Origin of the sequence: Enterovirga aerilata, assembly GCF_013044135.1 — a bacterium.
GTDB lineage: Bacteria > Pseudomonadota > Alphaproteobacteria > Rhizobiales > Beijerinckiaceae > Enterovirga > Enterovirga aerilata.
On record NZ_JABEPP010000007.1, the window covers coordinates 102,199 to 120,730 of the forward strand.

Annotated in this window: 26 protein-coding genes and 1 tRNA gene; 20 read left to right on the plus strand and 7 right to left on the minus strand. The window is 64.9% G+C overall.

The window, feature by feature from the left end; genetic code table 11:
• Positions 1-96 precede the first annotated feature (96 nt).
• From HJG44_RS21855 to HJG44_RS23895, 3 genes are read right to left on the minus strand one after another with little or no spacing between them, the layout of a single operon-like run.
• Entirely contained in the window at positions 97-456 is a 360-nt protein-coding gene (locus tag HJG44_RS21855; protein WP_171220522.1) for a hypothetical protein, read from the minus strand.
• Positions 453-770, minus strand: coding sequence for a hypothetical protein (locus HJG44_RS21860; RefSeq protein WP_171220523.1), 318 nt, complete (start codon positions 768-770; stop codon positions 453-455). The genes HJG44_RS21855 and HJG44_RS21860 overlap by 4 nt, the downstream gene beginning before the upstream one ends.
• A complete protein-coding gene (locus HJG44_RS23895; RefSeq protein WP_246736422.1) occupies positions 770-1,567 on the minus strand; it encodes a bactofilin family protein in 798 nt (265 codons plus the stop codon). The genes HJG44_RS21860 and HJG44_RS23895 overlap by 1 nt, the downstream gene beginning before the upstream one ends.
• 437 nt (positions 1,568-2,004) lie before the next feature.
• On the opposite strand from HJG44_RS23895, the gene HJG44_RS21870 reads away from it, so the two are divergent.
• The gene (locus tag HJG44_RS21870; RefSeq protein WP_171220524.1) at positions 2,005-2,256 is read left to right on the plus strand and encodes a hypothetical protein; all 252 of its coding nucleotides are present in this window, start codon (positions 2,005-2,007) and stop codon (positions 2,254-2,256) included.
• A gap of 370 nt (positions 2,257-2,626) precedes the next feature.
• Here HJG44_RS21870 and HJG44_RS21875 read toward each other — a convergent pair whose 3' ends face one another.
• The 4 genes from HJG44_RS21875 to HJG44_RS21890 are packed head-to-tail and all read right to left on the minus strand — an operon-like array spanning position 2,627 to position 5,002.
• Positions 2,627-3,655 (minus strand): serine/threonine-protein kinase, encoded by a 1,029-nt coding sequence (locus HJG44_RS21875; RefSeq protein WP_171220525.1) that lies wholly within the window; start codon positions 3,653-3,655, stop codon positions 2,627-2,629.
• A gap of 3 nt (positions 3,656-3,658) precedes the next feature.
• On the minus strand, positions 3,659-4,120 hold the full coding sequence (locus HJG44_RS21880; RefSeq protein ID WP_171220526.1) for a hypothetical protein: 462 nt from the start codon (positions 4,118-4,120) through the stop codon (positions 3,659-3,661).
• Positions 4,113-4,277, minus strand: a complete 165-nt coding sequence (locus HJG44_RS21885; protein WP_171220527.1) for a hypothetical protein — start codon at positions 4,275-4,277, stop codon at positions 4,113-4,115. The genes HJG44_RS21880 and HJG44_RS21885 overlap by 8 nt, the downstream gene beginning before the upstream one ends.
• Complete coding sequence (locus HJG44_RS21890) at positions 4,274-5,002, minus strand: LexA family transcriptional regulator (protein WP_171220528.1); 729 nt, start codon at positions 5,000-5,002, stop codon at positions 4,274-4,276. Before HJG44_RS21890 ends, HJG44_RS21885 begins: the two co-directional genes overlap by 4 nt.
• A gap of 71 nt (positions 5,003-5,073) precedes the next feature.
• Here HJG44_RS21890 and HJG44_RS24495 point away from each other — a divergent pair, with 71 nt between their 5' ends.
• The 19 genes from HJG44_RS24495 (at position 5,074) to HJG44_RS24105 (ending at position 18,517) form a co-directional block, all read left to right on the plus strand.
• Positions 5,074-5,295: a helix-turn-helix domain-containing protein gene (locus HJG44_RS24495; RefSeq protein ID WP_430395088.1), complete on the plus strand. Its 222-nt coding sequence runs from the start codon at positions 5,074-5,076 to the stop codon at positions 5,293-5,295.
• A complete protein-coding gene (locus HJG44_RS21900; RefSeq protein ID WP_171220530.1) occupies positions 5,292-6,104 on the plus strand; it encodes a hypothetical protein in 813 nt (270 codons plus the stop codon). The genes HJG44_RS24495 and HJG44_RS21900 overlap by 4 nt, the downstream gene beginning before the upstream one ends.
• Entirely contained in the window at positions 6,101-6,274 is a 174-nt protein-coding gene (locus HJG44_RS21905) for a hypothetical protein (RefSeq protein WP_171220531.1), read from the plus strand. The genes HJG44_RS21900 and HJG44_RS21905 overlap by 4 nt, the downstream gene beginning before the upstream one ends.
• Before the next feature lie 345 nt (positions 6,275-6,619).
• Positions 6,620-7,039, plus strand: coding sequence for a hypothetical protein (locus HJG44_RS21910; protein ID WP_210261279.1), 420 nt, complete (start codon positions 6,620-6,622; stop codon positions 7,037-7,039).
• A complete protein-coding gene (locus tag HJG44_RS21915) occupies positions 7,036-7,701 on the plus strand; it encodes a GIY-YIG nuclease family protein (RefSeq protein ID WP_171220533.1) in 666 nt (221 codons plus the stop codon). The genes HJG44_RS21910 and HJG44_RS21915 overlap by 4 nt, the downstream gene beginning before the upstream one ends.
• Entirely contained in the window at positions 7,698-8,867 is a 1,170-nt protein-coding gene (gene dnaN / locus HJG44_RS21920) for a DNA polymerase III subunit beta (protein ID WP_171220534.1), read from the plus strand. The genes HJG44_RS21915 and dnaN overlap by 4 nt, the downstream gene beginning before the upstream one ends.
• 81 nt (positions 8,868-8,948) lie before the next feature.
• Positions 8,949-9,353: a helix-turn-helix domain-containing protein gene (locus HJG44_RS21925; RefSeq protein WP_171220535.1), complete on the plus strand. Its 405-nt coding sequence runs from the start codon at positions 8,949-8,951 to the stop codon at positions 9,351-9,353.
• 44 nt (positions 9,354-9,397) lie between these two features.
• On the plus strand, positions 9,398-9,910 hold the full coding sequence (locus tag HJG44_RS21930) for a helix-turn-helix domain-containing protein (RefSeq protein ID WP_171220536.1): 513 nt from the start codon (positions 9,398-9,400) through the stop codon (positions 9,908-9,910).
• Complete coding sequence (locus tag HJG44_RS21935) at positions 9,907-10,443, plus strand: GcrA family cell cycle regulator (RefSeq protein ID WP_171220537.1); 537 nt, start codon at positions 9,907-9,909, stop codon at positions 10,441-10,443. Before HJG44_RS21930 ends, HJG44_RS21935 begins: the two co-directional genes overlap by 4 nt.
• On the plus strand, positions 10,440-11,840 hold the full coding sequence (locus HJG44_RS21940) for a DEAD/DEAH box helicase (protein ID WP_171220538.1): 1,401 nt from the start codon (positions 10,440-10,442) through the stop codon (positions 11,838-11,840). Before HJG44_RS21935 ends, HJG44_RS21940 begins: the two co-directional genes overlap by 4 nt.
• Positions 11,825-12,793, plus strand: a complete 969-nt coding sequence (locus HJG44_RS21945) for a DNA-methyltransferase (RefSeq protein ID WP_171220539.1) — start codon at positions 11,825-11,827, stop codon at positions 12,791-12,793. Before HJG44_RS21940 ends, HJG44_RS21945 begins: the two co-directional genes overlap by 16 nt.
• Positions 12,790-13,101, plus strand: a complete 312-nt coding sequence (locus tag HJG44_RS21950) for a TSCPD domain-containing protein (RefSeq protein ID WP_171220540.1) — start codon at positions 12,790-12,792, stop codon at positions 13,099-13,101. Before HJG44_RS21945 ends, HJG44_RS21950 begins: the two co-directional genes overlap by 4 nt.
• Positions 13,098-13,343, plus strand: a complete 246-nt coding sequence (locus tag HJG44_RS21955) for a hypothetical protein (RefSeq protein ID WP_171220541.1) — start codon at positions 13,098-13,100, stop codon at positions 13,341-13,343. Before HJG44_RS21950 ends, HJG44_RS21955 begins: the two co-directional genes overlap by 4 nt.
• The gene (locus HJG44_RS21960; RefSeq protein ID WP_171220542.1) at positions 13,340-13,843 is read left to right on the plus strand and encodes a RuvC family protein; all 504 of its coding nucleotides are present in this window, start codon (positions 13,340-13,342) and stop codon (positions 13,841-13,843) included. Before HJG44_RS21955 ends, HJG44_RS21960 begins: the two co-directional genes overlap by 4 nt.
• Before the next feature lie 223 nt (positions 13,844-14,066).
• Positions 14,067-14,870, plus strand: a complete 804-nt coding sequence (locus tag HJG44_RS21965) for a hypothetical protein (RefSeq protein WP_171220543.1) — start codon at positions 14,067-14,069, stop codon at positions 14,868-14,870.
• Between the two features lie 208 nt (positions 14,871-15,078).
• On the plus strand, positions 15,079-16,632 hold the full coding sequence (locus HJG44_RS21970) for an AAA family ATPase (RefSeq protein ID WP_171220544.1): 1,554 nt from the start codon (positions 15,079-15,081) through the stop codon (positions 16,630-16,632).
• A gap of 16 nt (positions 16,633-16,648) precedes the next feature.
• Positions 16,649-17,383: a transcription termination/antitermination protein NusG gene (gene nusG / locus HJG44_RS21975; RefSeq protein WP_171220545.1), complete on the plus strand. Its 735-nt coding sequence runs from the start codon at positions 16,649-16,651 to the stop codon at positions 17,381-17,383.
• 201 nt (positions 17,384-17,584) lie between these two features.
• A tRNA-Thr gene (locus HJG44_RS21980) sits at positions 17,585-17,659 on the plus strand.
• Between the two features lie 729 nt (positions 17,660-18,388).
• The gene (locus HJG44_RS24105; RefSeq protein WP_281411563.1) at positions 18,389-18,517 is read left to right on the plus strand and encodes a hypothetical protein; all 129 of its coding nucleotides are present in this window, start codon (positions 18,389-18,391) and stop codon (positions 18,515-18,517) included.
• The last annotated feature ends 15 nt before the right edge of the window (positions 18,518-18,532 follow it).

Here is an 18,532-nt window from a genome sequence, read left to right on the forward strand (position 1 = left end):
TGACGCCGTGGCGTTTGCAGCGCAGGACGAGACGGTTCGCGGACGAGAGAGACAGGCCAGGGAGAAAGCGGGTCCGGGTCAGGACGGCAAAGCGGGTCATTCGCCTGCCTCGCGGAGAGCGGCGCGAGCTCGGCGCAGATCGCCTATGGTGGGCTGCTCGTCCTGCCAAAGCGCCTCCTCGACGCAGTACTCATCTGGACACAGCCGCAAATCATCGGTCAGCGCGTCGAGCGCGTCGGCGAAAGGCTTCAGCGCTTTGACCAGCTTTTCCTTCTGGGCGCGCAGACGGGCGAGCTCGTCGGCCAGGCCAGGCGCGGTCGGCGCGGCATCGAGCATGGCCTGGTAGCCTTGATCGAAATGCCGAAACTCGCCGTCCCGGAATGCTTCGATCATCGCTTCGGTAGGCTCCCTCGGCACGAGTACCCATCCACCCGCCTGCGTATCGGAGACGCTCATGCCGCCCTCCTGTCAGCCATCGCGCGGCCGAGATCGGCGAGAGCCGCATCACGCGGCGACATCCGGCCCTGCGCACGGCGCAGTTCTGCGCTCTCCCGCATGTCGACCGCGATCTTCTGATCGATTAGGCGGGAGCATTCCGGCCCGGACGGCGTGATCGCGATGATCCGTTCCAGGCGCTTGCTCTCCCGGCAGAGCCAGGCGGCGACGTGCATGCTGTAGTGCGCACCGGGGACGCGGGCCGGCTCACGCGGCTCCGGGATGCGGGAGATCGCGTCGAGAGCGGCGTCGAAGGCGGAGAGATGAGCCGACATCACGCGGCATCCCGATCAGCGTCCTCAACGGGGGCGGCATCCGGCCCCCGGATCGAGGCGATGCGCTCCAGCATGTCGAGGATCGCGAAAGTCTCATCGCCGAGCGGCGTCCCGCCGCGCGTCGCCTGCCAGTGCTGCCGAGCGGCCGCGAAGTCGAAGTACCTGCAGTCGGCGATTACAACGGGATGGCCGGCCCTATCCGTGGCCAGGACGAACGTGTAGCCGTCGCTGCAGGTCGCGGTCGTGAGGCGGCGCGCGACCCGCGCGTCCCCGTAGACCCGCGCGTCCCCGTAGACCCACGCGTCCCCGTAGACCCACGCGTCCCCGTAGACCCGCGCGTTCCCGTAGACCCGCGCGTCCCCGGAGACCCACGCGTCCCCGGAGACCCACGCGTCCCCGGAGACCCGCGCGTCCCCGTAGACCCACGCGTTCCCGTAGACCCGCGCGTCCCCGGAGACCCACGCGTCCCCGGAGACCCGCGCGTCCCCGTAGACCCACGCGTTCCCGTAGACCCGCGCGTCCCCGGAGACCCGCGCGTTCCCGTAGACCCGCGCGTCCCCGGAGACCCACGCGTCCCCGGAGACCTGCGAAAGGTTCGTCTCGCTTGCGATCCAGCCGCCGAGTGTGCCGGCCGCGATCAGGCCGATCTGACGCAGCGCCCTGATCCGGCGGAGCGTGATCCCGAACTCGACCTTCACCTCTCCGGTGAATTCGTACTTCGGTCCCGTCGCGGGCGGGAGGTCGACGGCCTCAGCAGCCTTCTTGGTCTTCCGGGTCTTCGTGGCGGCTTGGGGCATGTGGGCCTCGGCTTTCGATGCATAATGCGTAATGCATCCGAACGGCCCTGTCAATGCGAAACGCATAGGTTGATGAGCGGCAACTATGCGTGGTCAGGCAGCTCAATCAGAATCGATTCGACAATCGGCGCGGGTTCTGGAATCCATCACGTCACAGAACAAAGAGAGAACAGGAGAGGCCCTTGCCGGATGTGTATCAAGGCGACCTAGTCCAGGCGGTCGCGCTGTCGATCGTATGTGACGACTGCGGACGTCGTCGCCGTTGGCGGTCTCCAGAACTCAGCCAAGTGTCCCGTCGCTTCGGTGTCTACTCGATTGAGCAACTCGCGAGCCGGCTTCGGTGTCGATACTGCACTGAGAGGGACGGGCCTGGTGACAGCGTATCGATATGGCCGACTTGGCGAACCGAAATCAGCGTCGCCTAGGAGGAAGGCAGCATGGCGCTCACCACCTACTACGTCCTGCAGGAATTCGAGTTCGCAAAAAGGCGCTGGCGGCCCAAGCTGCCGCGTCAGGTTCAGGATCGCGGCGTGGCTGAGCGCGCCGTCGCGCGTCTCCGGTCGCTGAACCAACCGGCGCTCGCCTTCTCTCGCGTCATCGATCCCGAGACGGGCGAGTGCGAGGATCCCGAGATCATCGCCTCGTTCAACGTCCCGCCCGAGTTTCTAGGGGAGACGGCAGAATTCTGACTGCGGCGGCTTCGGCGGCCCGGAGGCCTGGCTCGATGCGGAGGGGAGGGAGGTTTAAGCCTAGGTGCGCTCTTGTGTAGCCCACGGCGCCCGCTTGACCATCTTCGTGTTCCTGATACGTTCTTAAAGTCTTAACGGAGTGTTTACGATGACGACGGAACATGGAGGCTGCGATGATGAAGCTTCCAAAATGCCGTCACTGTGGCCGGGCGTGGCGGCCGCCTGAAGCTGTGCACTCGGAGCGGGCGTACTGCACAGATTGCGCGGACGAGCGGAGGAAGATTGCAGCCCGAGCGCTTGATCTAAGGCCTCTCGGTCCATCCGATCTCGCGGGTAAGTTTCTGCTCCCAAGAGCAATGAGGCGCGCCAGCTAGCTCTGGCTCTCAAAGAAGGCGCGAAGCTCGCGTTCGCTTTGGCTTCGCGTCAGCGGGTGTGAAGAGGCACCGAGCCGCCTCCGGTTGCCTGATCCCTGCGGCATGCTTTGAGCGCTCCACTCGTACCGGCTCCTATCGTGCAACCATCGCACCTCATGGACCCGATCGCCCCGGGAGCGACGCCAGACCACCCGGTTCGGCTCCACAAAGCACTCCCAGTCCGGATCGATTGGTACCCCGGCCAATAAAGTAAGAGCTTCGCCGGCGCTCTGACAGCGAGCCGCCGGATCGTCGTTGAGCATTCGCCTAATCATCCGCTTCCAGCGACTCGGGATATGCGGAAGCCACGGCAGGCTGTCAGCGAAGCCGCCTGCGCCTATCAGGAATCGGGGAGCAGGGGAGCGCTGGTACCACTCTCGGCCATGAAGCAGACGGTAAAGCGTCATTCCGAGCGCCCATATGTCGGACTTGACGCTCGTGCCTCCGCCCTGATGGACCTCAGGCGGGAGATGATCGTTATACCCGGCCTGTGAAGCATAGCCGAGAACTATGTTGTCCGTCACCAATCCAAAGTCGCCGATTTTGGCAGTGCCTTGCTTGAGCAAGATATTCGCTGGCTTTATGTCCCGATGTAGCATCTGACGATTATGGAGCGCTTGGAGTCCCGCCGTAATCTCAGTACCTACCTTGCGGACAAACGATAGACTACTTGGACCACTTTCGAAGGCAGCCTGAAGCGATCCACCTTCGCAGTACTCCATGACGATCATGTATGCATCTGGAACTCGCTCCACCGCATGATGAACTTGCACCACGTTCGCGTGCGTGGCCTGCCTGAGATGCTGGCCTTCTGCCAGCAGACCCGCCTTCCTGAGAGCCCAGTCGGCATCGGGTTCTCCCGGCTTCTGCTCCAAAAGCTTCACCGCCACTACGTCGTGAACAGGGTCTTGACCCATCAGCACACGGCCGAAGTGCCCACTGCCGATCTCCGGTCCTAGAGTGAGATGCGATACGAATTGTGACAAGTTCTAGTCCCTAGATGCCAAGATCATAAGAGCTGCCTCGCGGCTCCCGGCGCGAAGCTTACCCTTGCATTCCTGCTCCCAGAATTTGCTATCAGACAGGTAGTCGTCAACCTTCCGCTCGCCGAAGGTTTTGCTGAGACTCGCCTTCGCGTGCGTCTCAGTAGGGATCTTCGACGCAAGGGCTGCCAGCACCACTCCCCTAAATTCAGCCGAGAGTAGATGCGCTTTCTTTGTTCCGCCCAAACTGACTGCGCTCTCCTTGACGATTGCCTTTGATATCTTATTGTCTGTTACATAATCTGAAATTCGCTGGTATGCCGCAGCATAAGCCACAGGTCGGTCTCCCTTCTGCAAGGGCCAACTTTCGTCGGCGAGAATCGTGATAGCCCCGTCCGCAGGCACCTCGGCCTCAACCAGCGTGATTGCGTCGCCGACGACAACGGCTCCGACCCATCTCTCAGGCATTCTCTTTCCCCTCAACGCGCAGGACAAGGCTTCCCCTCTCCTCCACCATCCACCCATAGACCGCCTCGTCGACCTCGTCGGCTTGCAGGGCGGCCTTGAATGCCTCGAGGAAATCGTCGTCGGGGAGGAGATCGCGGGGAGGGTCGGGAGGGGTCACGGCTCGCCGGTCCCTACGACCTTATGTACGGCCACAACTCGGTCAGCGGGAAAGCGCATCAGGCGGTCTTCGCCCTCTGGCGGATTCAGCTGCTCCAGCACGAGTTCTGTCGCGGATCGACTGACGAAGCGCTTGACGTAGCCCGCGAAGCCATCCTGCTCGCGGATCTGCGCGACAACGTAATCCCCTCTCCGGACAGGGCGGACAGGGTTCACATGAAGAAATTCGCCGGATTCGTAGCGGTCCAGCATGGAATCTCCATGCACGAAGACGCCGTAAGCCTCTGGGACATCCTGCAGGCTTGCCGGCATGCGTGCCCAGCCAACGGCATCGGCTGTCATTACGAGCTTGCCATTCGGCCCGCCGGCAGCCCGCCCCCTGATAGGAAGCCTTCCCACGCCAGCCCTCGGCAAGGCCACTGGCCCGCTTACGTTGGTAGCAGGTTCATCTGCAAACGGGATATCGGGGATCGTCTTCGGTTCCCGATCTTCTGACGGCGGCGCAACACCTGGCCTCGGTGCGCCGCGCCCGAACACCATCCATTCGGGTGCGACCTTGAAGAATGCGGCGTAGCGCTCCGCGGTCGCACGGGTGAGCCCCCGACTTCCGTTCTCATGACCCGCATAGGTCGGGATCGGAACACCCATCGCGCGGGCAGCGTCGGACGCGGTTTTGTAGCGCCCGACGTTCAATCTCGCCCACATCAACCGCTGGTGCACTTCCATGCGCGGATTATGCATCACGCATCTATGCAGCGGGCATTGACAATAGCATGCGTATCGCATAGAGATTACGCATGGTCGACGCGCGCAAGTTACGAGCCCGCCTCCGCTGGTCGCAAAAGGACATGGCCGAGTTCGTCGGCTGTGACCAAGCGACCGTCTCTAGGATCGAGAGGGGCCAGGAGCCATCCGGGCCCGTGGGGCGAATGCTTGAGGTCCTCCTCGCGGAGGTCACGGCCGGCCGCATCAAGCCAAAACCAGGGTCAGCCCCCTCTGAACACGGGGCTGCGGCATGACCCGGCTCCCGGATGAACGCGCCCGAGAGGTCATCGACCTGCTCGACAGCTACGATCAGATGATCGAGGACGCGAACGCGTCCAAACGCGACCTCCTGCAGGAGGTCCGCGCGGAGCTTGCCGCGCACACCAAGGGCGAGATCGGCGATGAGATCGCGGGCCTGAAGGCCTGTGTTGCCACGCTCCGGAGGCGCCGCTCCGCTCCCGAGAAGCTGGCGCAAGCCGAGAACCGCGGCGAGATCGCGGAAGCGTATCTCGCCCTCTACGACCGGGCGGCTCGCGCGCCACGCGCCACGCGCACACGCGAGAGCGACGACGAAGGTCCCGGCGAGCAGGCCGGCGATGAGGCGAACGCGGCCGAGGGTAACGTCTTCGCTCCGGCGGACGCCCCTGAAAGCGTGACGGCGGGAGAGACCGCAACCGAATTCACGAACGCCCGCCCCGAGACTCCACCCGCAGCCCAGGACAGAGGGGCGATGGTGCAAGGCCAGGACGGCTCCGCTGCAACGACGGTCGGGATCACGGGCGGCATAGTGCCCGTCGAAGCGGAGCAATCTGTCACGTCGCCGGAGCCGGGGGAGGGCGCTGCCACGCGCATCGATCCAGCTCCGGCGCCGGACGGAACCGCATTCACCCCAAAGCCGGGCGATCTGTTCCTCGATCCGCATCATACCGTCAGCTCGTTCATGCGGAGCAGCATCTGCCTGCGCCTCGGTCTGGACGACGATGAGTTCGACGCCTTCCGAGCGGAGATGATCGCCGGCAAGTCGGCTCCGGACGCGATTTACGCGGTGAGGGCTCATCCATGACGCTCTCTCTCGCCGCATCCTTCCTCTCGCTGCTCGGTCTGGCGGTCGCCTTCGCGGCCGGTGTCGACCAGATGATCTGGGTCGGCCTCTTCGCGCTCTGCTTCATCCTCTTCGTCATCGACGAGATCGAAGCCGCTCCTCTCCTCGACGACGACGGAGAGTGGCTGTGATCGCATCTCTGTCAGCATCGCATTCCTCTTCGCGCTCCTATCCCCCGCGGGAGCGCGGAGGGCAGGACGGCGGCCCGTTCCCGCGAGCGGCTGTCCTGTCTCCCCTTCCCGAACCCGGCCGCTCTTGCCTCCCGGCAGCCGGTCACCTCGCGGCTGAGCTTCTGCTCGCCGCGCCTTTCTTCCCTCGCAACGTGGCCCTCGCTCGCCAAAGCCAGCCCCGTCGCGCCTCTCTCGGCTCTCGCTGCGATCATCGCGGCGAGGCTGCCGAGGCTCGTCCAGGTGTCGTTCGCCTCCATCAGTCCTGCACCTCCGACGCTTGCAGTGAAGCATCGGAGCTCAGGGCAGATGATCCCTTCAGAACGGACAAATCGTCCATCGGAGGTCAGTGAAGTGACCGCGTTGTCTTTCACAACGGACACGCGCCGGCTCGCCCGCCTATTGGAAGATCGGGAGACCGAGCGCGTCGGGAAGCTGCCGCTCGCGCGAGACATTGTCGCGAGGCGCGCGGGCTGCGCCCCCGGCACGCTTGAGAACCTTCGCAAGGGGCGTCTGAAGCGCATCGAAGGGTGGCTGCACCGGAAGCTTGAGGCGCTTCTGGTGCGGGAGATCGAGGCCGAAATCAAAAGGCTCACCAATGAACTGGAAGCGTATCGCCGTGCTGGCGGCGACGCTGCTCAGGCTCCGCAGATGGCGCGCCTGGTTGCGGCGGTCGAGGAAGCGCAACGACTGATCGGGGCATCGCAGTCCAGCGAGGTCCTCCGGTGAGTGGCCGCGTCTACTTCATTCAGGACAGCCACGGCCGATTGAAGATTGGGTATTCGCAGGATCCGGCCGGGCGCCTCAGGGCGCTCCAGACGGCTCACGGAGCGGAGCTGAGTCTGCTCGGCAGTGTCCCCGGCACGATCTCTGCCGAACGGGACCTACAGAAGCGGTTCGCGGACCTGAAGCTCACAGGTGAGTGGTTCCGCGCAAGCGACGATCTCTTGTCCCATGTCCGCGCATTGCTCGCCGCGCCCGAGATCCCGCTTCTCGGCAAACAGGTTCGCGCTCGGGACCCTGAGAAGCAGTCGTTCTCTGACCGGCTGCTCGCGTTCCTGCGTGAGCGCCACCCCGAGCGCACCGTTGCGGCGGTAGCAGAGTGGACCGGGGTTAGCCGGGACAGCATCGCGCAATGGTTCAGCCGGGGGAGCCTCCCGAGCGGAGAGGTCGCGCTTCACCTGATGCTTGTCTACGGGCCGCCGTTCGTCCGCGACGTCTTCGGGATCGAGAAGAAGTGGGTCTTGGACGCGGTCGCGCTCGAAGAGAGCCGTGTCGCCCATGCCGAACTGGCCGGAGCCTTGGCCGCGGTTGAGCGCCTCCGCGGCGCCAAGGCGCACGAGGACAGGGCCGAAGAACTCTTCACACCAGACGGGAAGGCACAGCGATGAGCGCAAAGCGTAAGGAGAAGGCGACACCTCCGGCAGTGTTCACGGCGGAGGCTGCGACTGCAGATCTTCTGCGCGCCGTGTCGAAGGTCGCGGCCGTCGTCGAGCCCCGCAACACTATTCCGATCCTGAACTTCGTCGAGATCGCCGTCGATTTCAGCACTATCGCGGTTAGCGGCACTGACCTCGACATGGAGGTGAGGGTCGAAATTGAAGGCTCAGGCGAGGGGGCTCTGTGCCTTCCGGCCTTCCGGCTGCGCGATTTCCTGCAAGCGGCTTCTCACGTTGAGCGGGTCTCGCTCACCATCAACGAGACGGGCGTCGTCGAAGTCACGGCCGGCGACTTCTCGGCGACTATGTTCCCGCTTCCGGCCGCTGACTTTCCGCGTCTGCAGATCGGGTCGAAGGCGTGGGACGCGAACCTGGCGGAGGGAGTGGTCCAGTTCCTTTTCGGTGGCGTGACACACGCCATCTCGCGGGAAGAGACGCGCTACTACCTGAACGGCGTCTGCCTTGAGGTGAAGGACGGAACGCTGATCGCCGTAGCGACAGACGGCCATCGTCTCGCAAAGCGCGAGACCAATCTCGGTAGCGGAGCAACTGATCAACCGAGCGTCATCGTGCCGAGAAAGGCTGTCGCCCTCTCGCTTGGCTATGCCGGGAAGGGCGAAGCCAGCTTCGCGATCCACAAGACGGCCGACGACAAACGCACGGGTTATGCCGAGATCACGGCAAACGGGGTGCGCGTGCGGACGAAGCTCATCGATGGGACTTATCCCGATTGGCGCCACGTCGTCCCCGTGCCGAGCAACACCGTCATCGAGATCGATACGAAGGCGCTGAGACGCGCTCTTCGGGCAACCGCGACCAGCAGCGAGGGACGTCGCGTGCGTGCAACCAAGATCGAGGTCGCTGCGGACTCGGCTACTCTTTCCAGCCAGTGTCCGGGCCTTGGCGAGGCTCGTGTCCGCGTCGCGTGCGAGGCCGGCGGGCCGATCCCGATCGTCGGCATCAACGGTCGCTATCTCGATAACGCGGCGGCCGAACTGGAGCGCGTCGGGTCGAAGACGGTTCGGATCCACGTGACCGACCCTGCTTCGCCGATTCGGATCGTTCCCGATGCCGCGATCCCTGGCGTCCTAAACGTCATCATGCCGATGCGGATCTGAGCGATGTCCGCCCCTCTCTACACCGTTGAGCCCCGCACGCTCGAGGAAATGCACGCCCGGGCCTCGGCCGCACGGCGACGCATGGAAGAGGCCGCCCGCAATCCCAGGCCCGGCAAGCCCCAGCCGATCGAGCGAATGCCCGGAGAGCTTGGCGCGCGCGCCTTCGGCGCCGAGGAGCGAGCAACCCAAGGGCAGCGGCAGCAAGAAGCCTTCCTGAGGCAGATCGAGCAGCTCCGCGCTGCGTTCGCTGGCCTGCCGGAGCGACCGGCCAAGATCATCGCTCGGGTCGCCCGAGAGCATGGCCTGACCGCAGCCGACATCACGGGCAGGTCGCAGACGGCGCCCATGATCCGTGCACGGTTCGCCGCGGTCGCGGAAGTCCGCCGGATCAGGCCGGACCTGAGCCTCCCGCAGATCGGCCGCGCCTTCGGTGGCCGCGACCATACCACGATCCTTTCGGCGCTTCGGAAGATGGGGCTCAAATGATGCTGTCGAGCTCGACAGAACGCGGCCCCGCCGCGCATCACATCATGATCCGCCTGGCCGACGAGGGTATCCCCGTCGGCGCTATCGCCCGAGCACTGAAGAAGCCCTCCGGCGATGTCTGGCCCGTGCTCCGTGAGGCGAAGCAGAACGGGCTGCTTCTCGACCTCCCGGCCGCGGACTGGCCACCCGGCGCCCGGCGCGAGGAGCGCCTCCCGACATCGGCGCCGATCCGCGTCTCGGAGGCCGATCAACTCGTCTCCCCGCTCATGGTGCTGTTCCGCCTGACCCCAGCCGAGGGCCGACTACTTGCAGTCCTGTTCGCTCGGAAGGAGATCACCCGTACCGCGCTCTATGCTGCGCTGTACGGCGCGGAGAGCGACGTCGAGCCGAAGACCCTCGACGTCCTCGTCTGCAAGATCAGGGCGAAGCTCAAGCCCTACCAGATCCGGATCGAGACCCTCTGGGGCCGTGGCTACTCGCTGCCGAGCGAGTCGGTTGCCGCGCTCGCCTCCGCGATCCGCGAGCACAACCGAAGCCGCGAGGAGAATGCGGCATGATCGGCTGGACGGATACCGCCGCCGATAGCGCGGCCGCCATGTGGCGCGAGGGCAAGTCGGCGAGCGAGATCGCCGCAGCGCTCAACCGGGCTTTCTCGGATAGAGACTACACACGCGGCAGCGTGCTTGGGAAGTTGGACAGGCTCGGGCTTGTCGGTGGCGGTCGACCGACCCGGCATGCGCGCAAGCTGCCGGTAAAGGCCGGTCCGGTTGCGGCATCCGTGGGGCTCTTGGGGCCAGTGGCAGCGAGGCTCGCGGCGGTCCCGGCGGTCCCGAGCGCGCCAGTCATCTCCGCCGAGCAGCGCAAGACCGCCTTCGTCGACCGCCCCGGCTCCATCTCCTGGGACGACCTCCGCTCCGGAGACAAGCGCTGCCGCTGGCCCCTCACGGCCGATGACGGATCCACCCGGTACTGCGGGAATGATGTCGCCGGCTTGACGTACAGTTTCTGCTGCTACCACCGCGCCCTCGCGTTCGGTCGCGGCGCGCCTTCGGAGCGGTTCGCTCATCAGGTGTCGGGAGCGGCGGCGTGAGCGGCTATCTCGAATTCCTGCAGCGCAAACGCGTCGTCGATCTGCCGACAGGGCTGGCGACCATCCCCGAATTGTCGGTCGCGCTCTTTCCGTTTCAGTGGGATATCGTGGCCTGGGCGCTTCGTCGGGGCAGGGCGGCTCTCTTCGCGGGAACCGGCCTCGGCAAGACGCTGATGCAGCTGTCCTGGGCTGATGCCGTCGAGCGTCATACCGGCCGGCCCGTCCTCATCCTGACCCCGCTCGCGGTCGCACAGCAGACCGTGCAAGAGGCCGCGCGGTTCGGGATCCACGGCGTGGCCTACGCTCGATCGCAGGACGATGCCGCCAGCCGCATCGTCGTTACGAACTACGATCGGTTCGACCTGTTCGACATCGAAGCCTTCGGTGCGATCGTCCTGGACGAGTCGAGCATAATCAAGGCGCACGCCAGCAAGACGCGCGCGACGCTGATCGAAGCGTGTCGGACCATCCCGTTCAAGCTCGCATGCACAGCAACGCCGGCCCCGAACGACTGGGTCGAGCTCGGAAACCACGCCGAGTTTCTGGGCGTGTGTTCCGAGAAGGAAATGCTCGCGACCTATTTCGTCCATGATGGGTCGGTTCGGGCGCATGGCGACTCGGAATGGAGGCTGAAGAGCCACGCCACCAAGGCATTCTGGGAATGGGTCGCGTCCTGGGCGGTGATGATCCGCTCGCCGGCCGATCTCGGCTACGACGAGTCGAGATACGAGCTCCCACCGCTCCGGAAGCATCAGGTCACGGTCCCAGCCGACTACGTCCCGACCAGCACGTCTCTTTTCCCGATCGAGGCCCACACGATGCAGGAACGCATCGCCGCGCGCCGCGACACCGTGCGGGCAAGGGCTGAGGCCGCCGCCAGGATCGTCAACGCCCAACCTGACCGCCCCTGGCTCGTCTGGTGCAACCTGAACGCTGAAGCCGACGCGCTCGCAGAGCTCATTCCTGACGCGGTCGAGGTTCGCGGACCTGACGCACCAGAGGTCAAGGCCGAACGCCTTCTCGGCTTCGCCGCGGGCAAGTACCGCATCCTGATCACCAAGCCGTCTGTCGCCGGATGGGGGATGAACTGGCAGCACTGCGCCGACATGGTCTTCGTCGGCCTGACGGACAGTTTCGAGCAGGTATTCCAGGCCATCCGCCGCTGCTGGCGCTTCGGCCAGGCTCAGCCCGTCAACGTCTACATGATCGCATCCGAGATCGAGGGCGCCGTCGTCGCGAACCTCGACGCGAAGGAGCGAGCCTTCGAGCAGATGAGCGCCGCGATGGCACTCGAGATGCGCGACCTGAACAAGCGCGCTCTCAATCCCACCTTTGCCCGTCCCGAACCGACCCGATTCACGAAGCCGATGGAGATCCCCGCATGGCTGGCAGCCTGAACGTCGCGGACCAAGCGAGCGGCGAGCGCTGGCACCTGTACTGCGGTGACTGCGTCGAGGTTGCGGCCGGGCTGCCGGACAACTCGCTCCACTACACGATCTTCTCACCCCCGTTCGAGAGCCTCTACACGTTCTCGGACGATCCTCGCGACCTGTCGAATTGCCGGGACAGCGAGACATTCTGGGAACACTTCCGCTTCCTGATCGCCGAGCTGCACCGGGCCACGATGCCGGGCCGGCTCGTCTCGATCCACTGCATGCAACTCCCGACCAGCAAGCTCCGGGACGGATTTATCGGTCTCCGGGACTTCCGCGGAGAGATCATCCGCGCATTCCAGGCGGCGGGCTTCATCTACCATTCCGAGGTCTGCATCCGGAAAGACCCTGTCTCCGCCATGCAGCGCACGAAGGCCATTGGTCTCCTGCACAAGCAGATCGTTAAGGACTCGACGCTCTCCCGCATGGCGGTCGCGGACTACGTCGTCTCGATGCGCAAGCCGGGCGACAACCCGGAGCCGGTCTCGGGCGCCTTCGATGCGTACTACGGCACAGACGCCGTCGAGCCGCGGGCCCCGATCGACGAACACAAGGGCCACGTCGCGAGCAGCTACAGCGTCCAGGTCTGGCAGCGCTACGCCGAGCCGGTATGGATGGACATCGCCCAGTCCGATGTCCTCTCGCACAAGATGGCCCGGGAGGAAGACGACGAGCGGCATATCTCGCCGCTGCAGCTCACCGTCATCCGTCGCTGCGTCGATCTCTGGTCGAACCCGGGCGATACGGTCTTCAGTCCGTTCGCCGGCATCGGATCGGAGCTCTACGTCGCCGTCGAAATGGGCCGCCGCGGTCTCGGCGTCGAGCTGAAGCCATCCTATTTCGCCCAGGCGGTCCGCAACCTGCGCGCCGTCGCCGTCGAGCGGGCCGGCGACCTATTCATGCAGGCCGCCGAATGACCCGCTCCCGCCTTCCCCAACGCCGTATCTGCGAGCGGTTCGACATGACCCGGGGCAACATCGGCTACGCGGTCACGGTCGGGTTCGACGGATCGAGCCCGCGTGAGATCTTCGTGTCCACGCACCGCAACACGGGCGAGATGACCGCCCTGGCCCGTGACGCCGCGATCCTCGCATCGCTCGCGCTCCAGTACGGCTGCCCGCTCCACGTCATGCAGGCGGCTCTCACGCGCGAGTCGGACGGTACGGCCGCAGGCCTCGCCGGCGCCGTCATCGATCAGATCATCGAGCGGGGTATTGCGGCATGAGGCACTATCTCGAATCCGATCTCCGCCTGGATCTGAGGATCGACGAGTTGTTCCGAGGCTCTGCACACTGCAAGCCTCTCGATACGGATGAGATCGCGATCCGCCTGAACCTCACGCAGGCGGAGGTCGCAAATCGTCTTGCCAGACACCGGGATAGGCTCGCGGCCGAGAAGGGGCACCCGAGGCCGACGCCGCACTACCGCCCGCGAGACGACGAGCGCGCGGAGGTGAACACGCCATGAAGCCGATCATCCTAGTCGCATTCGATCCGGGTCTGACTGGCGCGTTCGCCTTCTACAATCCGGATGCGCCCGACCGGGTCACGGTCCACGACATGCCTGTTGTCGACAAGCAGGTGGACCCCGCCGCAATTGCGCGGCGCCTGAAGGAGGCCGGGCCGAGCATCGCCGTGGTCGAGCGAGTCGCCTCGCGACCGGGCCAGGGCGTGGCGTCCATGTTCAAGTTCGGCTGCGGGTACGGGATGGTTCAGGGCGTCGTCGCTGCGCTCCAGATCCCCGTGGTGCTCGTCACGCCTCAGGCTTGGAAGAAGTATCACCGCATCGCGGGCAGCGGGCCTGACGCCAAAGAGGCTGCGCGAGCGCTCGCAATCAAGCTCTGGCCGGCATCGGCAGCATTCGAGCGGAAGAAGGATGCGGGAAGGGCGGAAGCCGCTCTCCTGGCCCGCTACGCAGCCGAGACACTCGGTTCGCATCAGGTCGGCAACGTCGTGAGGGCTGCATGAGCGTGACACCCTCAGACGAGGAGATCGAAGCGGCATTCGCCGCATACCGCAGTGCTGCACGCCGTGCCCAGACCAGCCTGAGCGTCGACGATGGAGTCGCTGCTGGCAAGGCATGGGCGGCGTTCCTGTCACTATTCACGCGTCGGCCGCTGCCGGCTGAGGTCGTGAACTTCCCAGTTCGCCATAGCCCACCCGCGTCGCACCGGTCCGGAGGACCAAACTGATGGCCCGTATTCGCAGCCTCCACCCCGGCCAATGGACCGACGAGAGCTTCGTGTCCTGTTCTGCCATGGCGCGACTTCTCAGTCTCGCGCTTCGCAATCTGGCCGATGACCACGGCGTGTTCGAGTGGAAGCCGCTCGGCCTCAAGATGCAGATCTTCCCCGCCGACACGGTCGATTTGCCCGCACTGCTTTCAGAGCTCGTCTCATCCGACCAGATCCGCGAGTTCGAGGTTGACGGCAAGCGGTACGGAGCCATCCGAAATTTCCGGAAGTGGCAGCGGCCGGAAAGCCCGAAATATCGCCATCCGCTCCCCGACGAGCTTCAAACTTACGTAGGTCTCTCGGAGATCGTTCGGCAACCTCTCGACGATAGGTCGCCGAATGGTAGCCGAAAGTCTCCGCAGAGGAAGGAGGAAGGAGGTAAGAGGAAGGAGGTAGAGTCACCTAGCTCTACCGTTGAGCTGAATCCTTCCGAATCTGAGCTTGATGACGCGGCGCGCGCCGATGGCGCGGCCGATCCTCCTCCTGATCCGGATCGATATGCATTCGAGGCTGGGCCGATCAGGTTGAGCCGTCGCGACCTTGACCGCTGGCGAGACGCCTATCCGAACCTGAGCCTTGAGGCCGAGCTTCTGGGCCTCTCGCAATGGGCCGGAGAGCCGGCTCAGAAAAAGCGCTGGTTCCATGCCGTTCAGGGCGCTCTGGCGAAGCGGAACCGCGAGCAAGCCGCAGCTCTGGAGCGAGCGAGGGCGGAGGCCGAGTTCAAGGCCGCGTCACCACGACGATCACAGCTCTGGATCTGAGCGATGCGCGATGCGGCCGAAATCCTTCGCGAGCTCGGGATCGAGGCGAGGTCGACCAGCCCAGGCCGGTTCTACGCGCTCTGCCCGAAATGCTCGGCGAGCCGGAAGCATCCCGGGAACCGGCGGAAGAAGTGTCTGGGGGTGACGATCGACGATGGTGGTGTGCGTTTCGGCTGCAACAACTGCGACTGGCGAGGAGGCCGGTTCTTTGACGATCAATCCAAAGGCCGCGGCATGGCTCGAAACCCGGGCGATCGATCTCGAAACCGCCCTTCGTATGGGGATCTACAGCGCTCGGCGCGTGGAGGCTGGCGAGCCCGTCCAGGATGCGCGCGGTGACATCCTCGTCTTCCCCTACTTTGAGGGCGGGCAGGAGGTTAACGCCAAGTACCGGGCTGCCGGGAAGCGCTTCTGGCAGCGTGCCGGCGCGCGCAAGACGTTCTTCAACGCGGATGTTCTTGACGACCCAGCACTTGAAGCTGGCCAGTACGCCGCGGTCATCACGGAAGGCGAGATGGACACCCTCGCCGTAATCCAGGCCGGCTATCCATTTGCGGTCTCCGTGCCGGACGGCGCGCCTCCGGCTCGAGACGATCAGGGCAACCTCATCGCCGTGCCGGACGATGCGAACGACATCGTGCCGGAGCAGGATGACAAGTACCGCTACGTCGCGAACAACTGGAACCGGCTCTCCCGGATCAAGCGCTTCGTGTTGGCGACTGATGGCGACGAGGCCGGCCAGCGCCTTTCGCTGGAGCTCGCCCGCCGGCTCGGACGGTCCCGGTGCTCGTTCATCACCTATCCGCCCGAGCCGAAAGTTGCTGATCCGAAGACGGGCGAGGTCCGGCCGTGCAAAGACCTTGACGAGGTCCTGATCCATTTCGGGCAGGCCGCAGTCCTGGACTGCATCACGCGGGCGAAACCGTTCCCTGTCCGTGGCCTATATCGGCTATCGGAGTTCCCCGATCTTCCGCCGATCGCGACCCTCACGACGGGCTTCCCGCGCCTCAATCCGAGCCCGGATCGGAAGGAACCGCACCTGACGCTTTACCGCGGTGCCTTCGTCGTCGTGTCGGGCTTGCCGGGTAGCGGCAAGACGGCCTGGACGATGCAGCTCGCCTTCAACATGGCTCGGCTGCACGGCTGGAGGATCGTCGTCGCGTCGTTCGAAATGCACGTGGCGCCGACGCTGCGGGACATGCTGCAAGCGTTCTTCATCTGGAAGCCCCGGCGGGAATGGACCTCGACGGAGGTGCGGGTCGCGCGAGAATTCATCGAGGCGCATTTCGCCTTCATCGCGCTCGACCCGCGGGACGATGAGACAGAGGCCGATGTCGATTGGGTGCTCGATCGCGCGTCGGATTCAGTCATCAGGAACGGGTCCGATATGCTGATCGTCGACCCTTGGAACGAGGTCGAGCACAAACGCCGGCCGGGCGAGAACGTTGCCGATTACACGAACAGCGCGATCCGCAAGTTCAAGCGGTTCGCCAGATCCTACGATGTTTGCACGATGGTCGTGGCGCACCCGACCAAGGCCGCAGCTCTCTCGGCAAAGAACGGCGATCCGGTCTCGCTTTACGACATCTCAGATGGAGCAACTTGGGCGAACAAGGCCGAGCTGGGCGTGATCGTCCACCGCAAGAGCCCGGCCGATCTGATCACGGAGATCGGCATCAAGAAGGTCAAGTTCAGAGGGACGGGCCGCGTCGGTGAAGTCTACCTGAACTACGCCGAAGACATTGAGGCTTTCGTCGACTGATCCGAGGAGGCAGAGAGTGACGCGGAAACAGCTTGAGCGCCGCAAGGAAAAACGCAGGCGGCAGGCGGAAGCCAGGGCGATGGAAGCTGCGGCTGCCGCTGCCGCACGGCGGGCGGCACGGCGGGCGCGGGTGAGGCCGCGCCGGTTCTTCGCGCCTCAGGGCCGGTACTGGATCATGGTGCGGGCCATGCCGGCGAAGGCGCTGAAGGCTGCGTCCGAGCTCCGGGCGCTCAACCTCCCATTCTTCGAGGCGCGAGCCGCCACGACCTTCGTGACCGCCCGCGGCCAGCAGCGGACGGCCGACGTGGCCATCCTTCGGCAGACGCTCTTCGTCGGCATGGGATCGCTCGCCGACTACCTCGCACTGGAACGGTGCGCCTGGCTCGCTTCCGTCCTCTCGCCCCTCGACGAGCGAGGTTTCGGCTGGATCGATCCTCGGGCTTTCCGTCACGCATGGCACGCCGCCATCTTCGACCGGCGCCCCGTCCCGGCCATCTCTCGCGCCGATATGCAGCGCTTCGCGGATCACGTCACCGGCCACCTGAAGGATGACGAGAAGTCCGCCGATGATCTCCTGGCGCCGTTGTTTGCCACCGGCATCAACGTCCGGGTGAAGGCGGGGAAGTTCGCCAGCTTCGCCGGGACGGTGGAAGGATATAACCCGAAGGCGGAGAGCTACTCTGTTGCGGTCAACATCTTCGGGCGCAAGGAGGATGTGGAAATCCCCGAAGAAGCTCTAGAAGCCGCTTGACCTACGCGCGTGATGCGTCATCTGTCAGGTCAGGACAAATCGGACTCGGCGGCTTGGGTTCGCCCGACCGCAGAGGCGCTCCGAATGCGGAGCAGCAGCGAGGACCGGCATATAGCCGGCGCTTCCCGACCTCCGGCTGACCTACAAAGTCAGCGCAAGGATTTCTGCGCCCTGAGCTACAGCCTGGGGCGGCACGAGATCGCCCGGCTAGCTCAGGGGTAGAGCGGCTGTTTTGTAAACAGCGGGTCGCGGGTTCAAATCCTGCGCTGGGCTCCAAATTCGGTGGTGTTTGTTACGGCCGCGTGCGGTCGGGTCTGCCCGCAAGGATGACCTCCACCACCGATCCATTTCGGTGCGGGGGCCTGCAAAAATCCCTTCTAGGAGGGATCGAGCCCGTCGGAAGGCTGGCTTAGCTCCGCACCGATACAGTTCGGGATGAGGGTTCCGAGACGCGGGGGGCCAGACCTCGCCTCGGCCTCTGGCAATCCGTTCAATGGCCCCGAAGCCCTGGGGCCAGCCGAGAGGTGCGGAAGCGGCGTCCCGATCCCCTCGCGCATCCCTCGGGATAGCGCGGAAGTCTCACGGCGGCGAAAGCGGCGCCTGTTTTCCACCTCATAGGCATGGTGCAGGAACAACGCCCCCTTGGTGCCTACGGGCGCCGTGAGGCACCCATCTTCGCTCGCCCTTCGGGGCTGAGCCTCAATACCGGGACGGAGCAAACGGCGACTGTGCTCTTGGCCGTAGCGCTTCCACTCCCGGCATCTCACGGCGGCGCCACGTTGTGGCCGTCGAAAGTCAGGCCGATCGCAATGTAGGCCGGTTCCGTGAGCACCTACTCGAGCCCACCCACCAGAGGCTAGAGACGATGACGTGGCTTGAGCAGTTCGCTGTCTTGTATCTGGTAGCACTCATCCACGTTCAGGCTCACGCGGCTCGGAACCAACACGATCCGTTCTGGCGCGGTTTCCTGCATTGGTACGATCCTGGGACGAAACGGACGAGCGCATGCCCCTGAGCGACTACGACACCATCGCCGGCTGCGTGGGACTCGCCCTGGCCGTCGTGATGATCATCTCGCGGCTGATCGACGGACCGCGTGCATCACGCCGCAGCTCGGGGCGCCTGTTCTTCTGAAGGTCCGACCATGTC

Coding starts and splice junctions, on each gene's coding strand:
- HJG44_RS21890 (WP_171220528.1), bottom strand. CDS start 5,002: ATGGAAGTGCACCAGCGGTTGATGTGGGCGAGATTGAACGTCGGGCGC.
- HJG44_RS21955 (WP_171220541.1), top strand. CDS start 13,098: ATGAGGCACTATCTCGAATCCGATCTCCGCCTGGATCTGAGGATCGAC.
- HJG44_RS21860 (WP_171220523.1), bottom strand. CDS start 770: ATGTCGGCTCATCTCTCCGCCTTCGACGCCGCTCTCGACGCGATCTCC.
- HJG44_RS24495 (WP_430395088.1), top strand. CDS start 5,074: ATGGTCGACGCGCGCAAGTTACGAGCCCGCCTCCGCTGGTCGCAAAAG.
- HJG44_RS21880 (WP_171220526.1), bottom strand. CDS start 4,120: ATGCCTGAGAGATGGGTCGGAGCCGTTGTCGTCGGCGACGCAATCACG.
- HJG44_RS21945 (WP_171220539.1), top strand. CDS start 11,825: ATGGCTGGCAGCCTGAACGTCGCGGACCAAGCGAGCGGCGAGCGCTGG.
- HJG44_RS21905 (WP_171220531.1), top strand. CDS start 6,101: ATGACGCTCTCTCTCGCCGCATCCTTCCTCTCGCTGCTCGGTCTGGCG.
- HJG44_RS21900 (WP_171220530.1), top strand. CDS start 5,292: ATGACCCGGCTCCCGGATGAACGCGCCCGAGAGGTCATCGACCTGCTC.
- HJG44_RS23895 (WP_246736422.1), bottom strand. CDS start 1,567: ATGCCCCAAGCCGCCACGAAGACCCGGAAGACCAAGAAGGCTGCTGAG.
- HJG44_RS21930 (WP_171220536.1), top strand. CDS start 9,398: ATGATCCGCCTGGCCGACGAGGGTATCCCCGTCGGCGCTATCGCCCGA.
- HJG44_RS21870 (WP_171220524.1), top strand. CDS start 2,005: ATGGCGCTCACCACCTACTACGTCCTGCAGGAATTCGAGTTCGCAAAA.
- HJG44_RS21855 (WP_171220522.1), bottom strand. CDS start 456: ATGAGCGTCTCCGATACGCAGGCGGGTGGATGGGTACTCGTGCCGAGG.
- HJG44_RS24105 (WP_281411563.1), top strand. CDS start 18,389: ATGCCCCTGAGCGACTACGACACCATCGCCGGCTGCGTGGGACTCGCC.
- HJG44_RS21935 (WP_171220537.1), top strand. CDS start 9,907: ATGATCGGCTGGACGGATACCGCCGCCGATAGCGCGGCCGCCATGTGG.
- HJG44_RS21960 (WP_171220542.1), top strand. CDS start 13,340: ATGAAGCCGATCATCCTAGTCGCATTCGATCCGGGTCTGACTGGCGCG.
- dnaN (WP_171220534.1), top strand. CDS start 7,698: ATGAGCGCAAAGCGTAAGGAGAAGGCGACACCTCCGGCAGTGTTCACG.
- HJG44_RS21965 (WP_171220543.1), top strand. CDS start 14,067: ATGGCCCGTATTCGCAGCCTCCACCCCGGCCAATGGACCGACGAGAGC.
- HJG44_RS21950 (WP_171220540.1), top strand. CDS start 12,790: ATGACCCGCTCCCGCCTTCCCCAACGCCGTATCTGCGAGCGGTTCGAC.
- HJG44_RS21910 (WP_210261279.1), top strand. CDS start 6,620: ATGATCCCTTCAGAACGGACAAATCGTCCATCGGAGGTCAGTGAAGTG.
- HJG44_RS21925 (WP_171220535.1), top strand. CDS start 8,949: ATGGAAGAGGCCGCCCGCAATCCCAGGCCCGGCAAGCCCCAGCCGATC.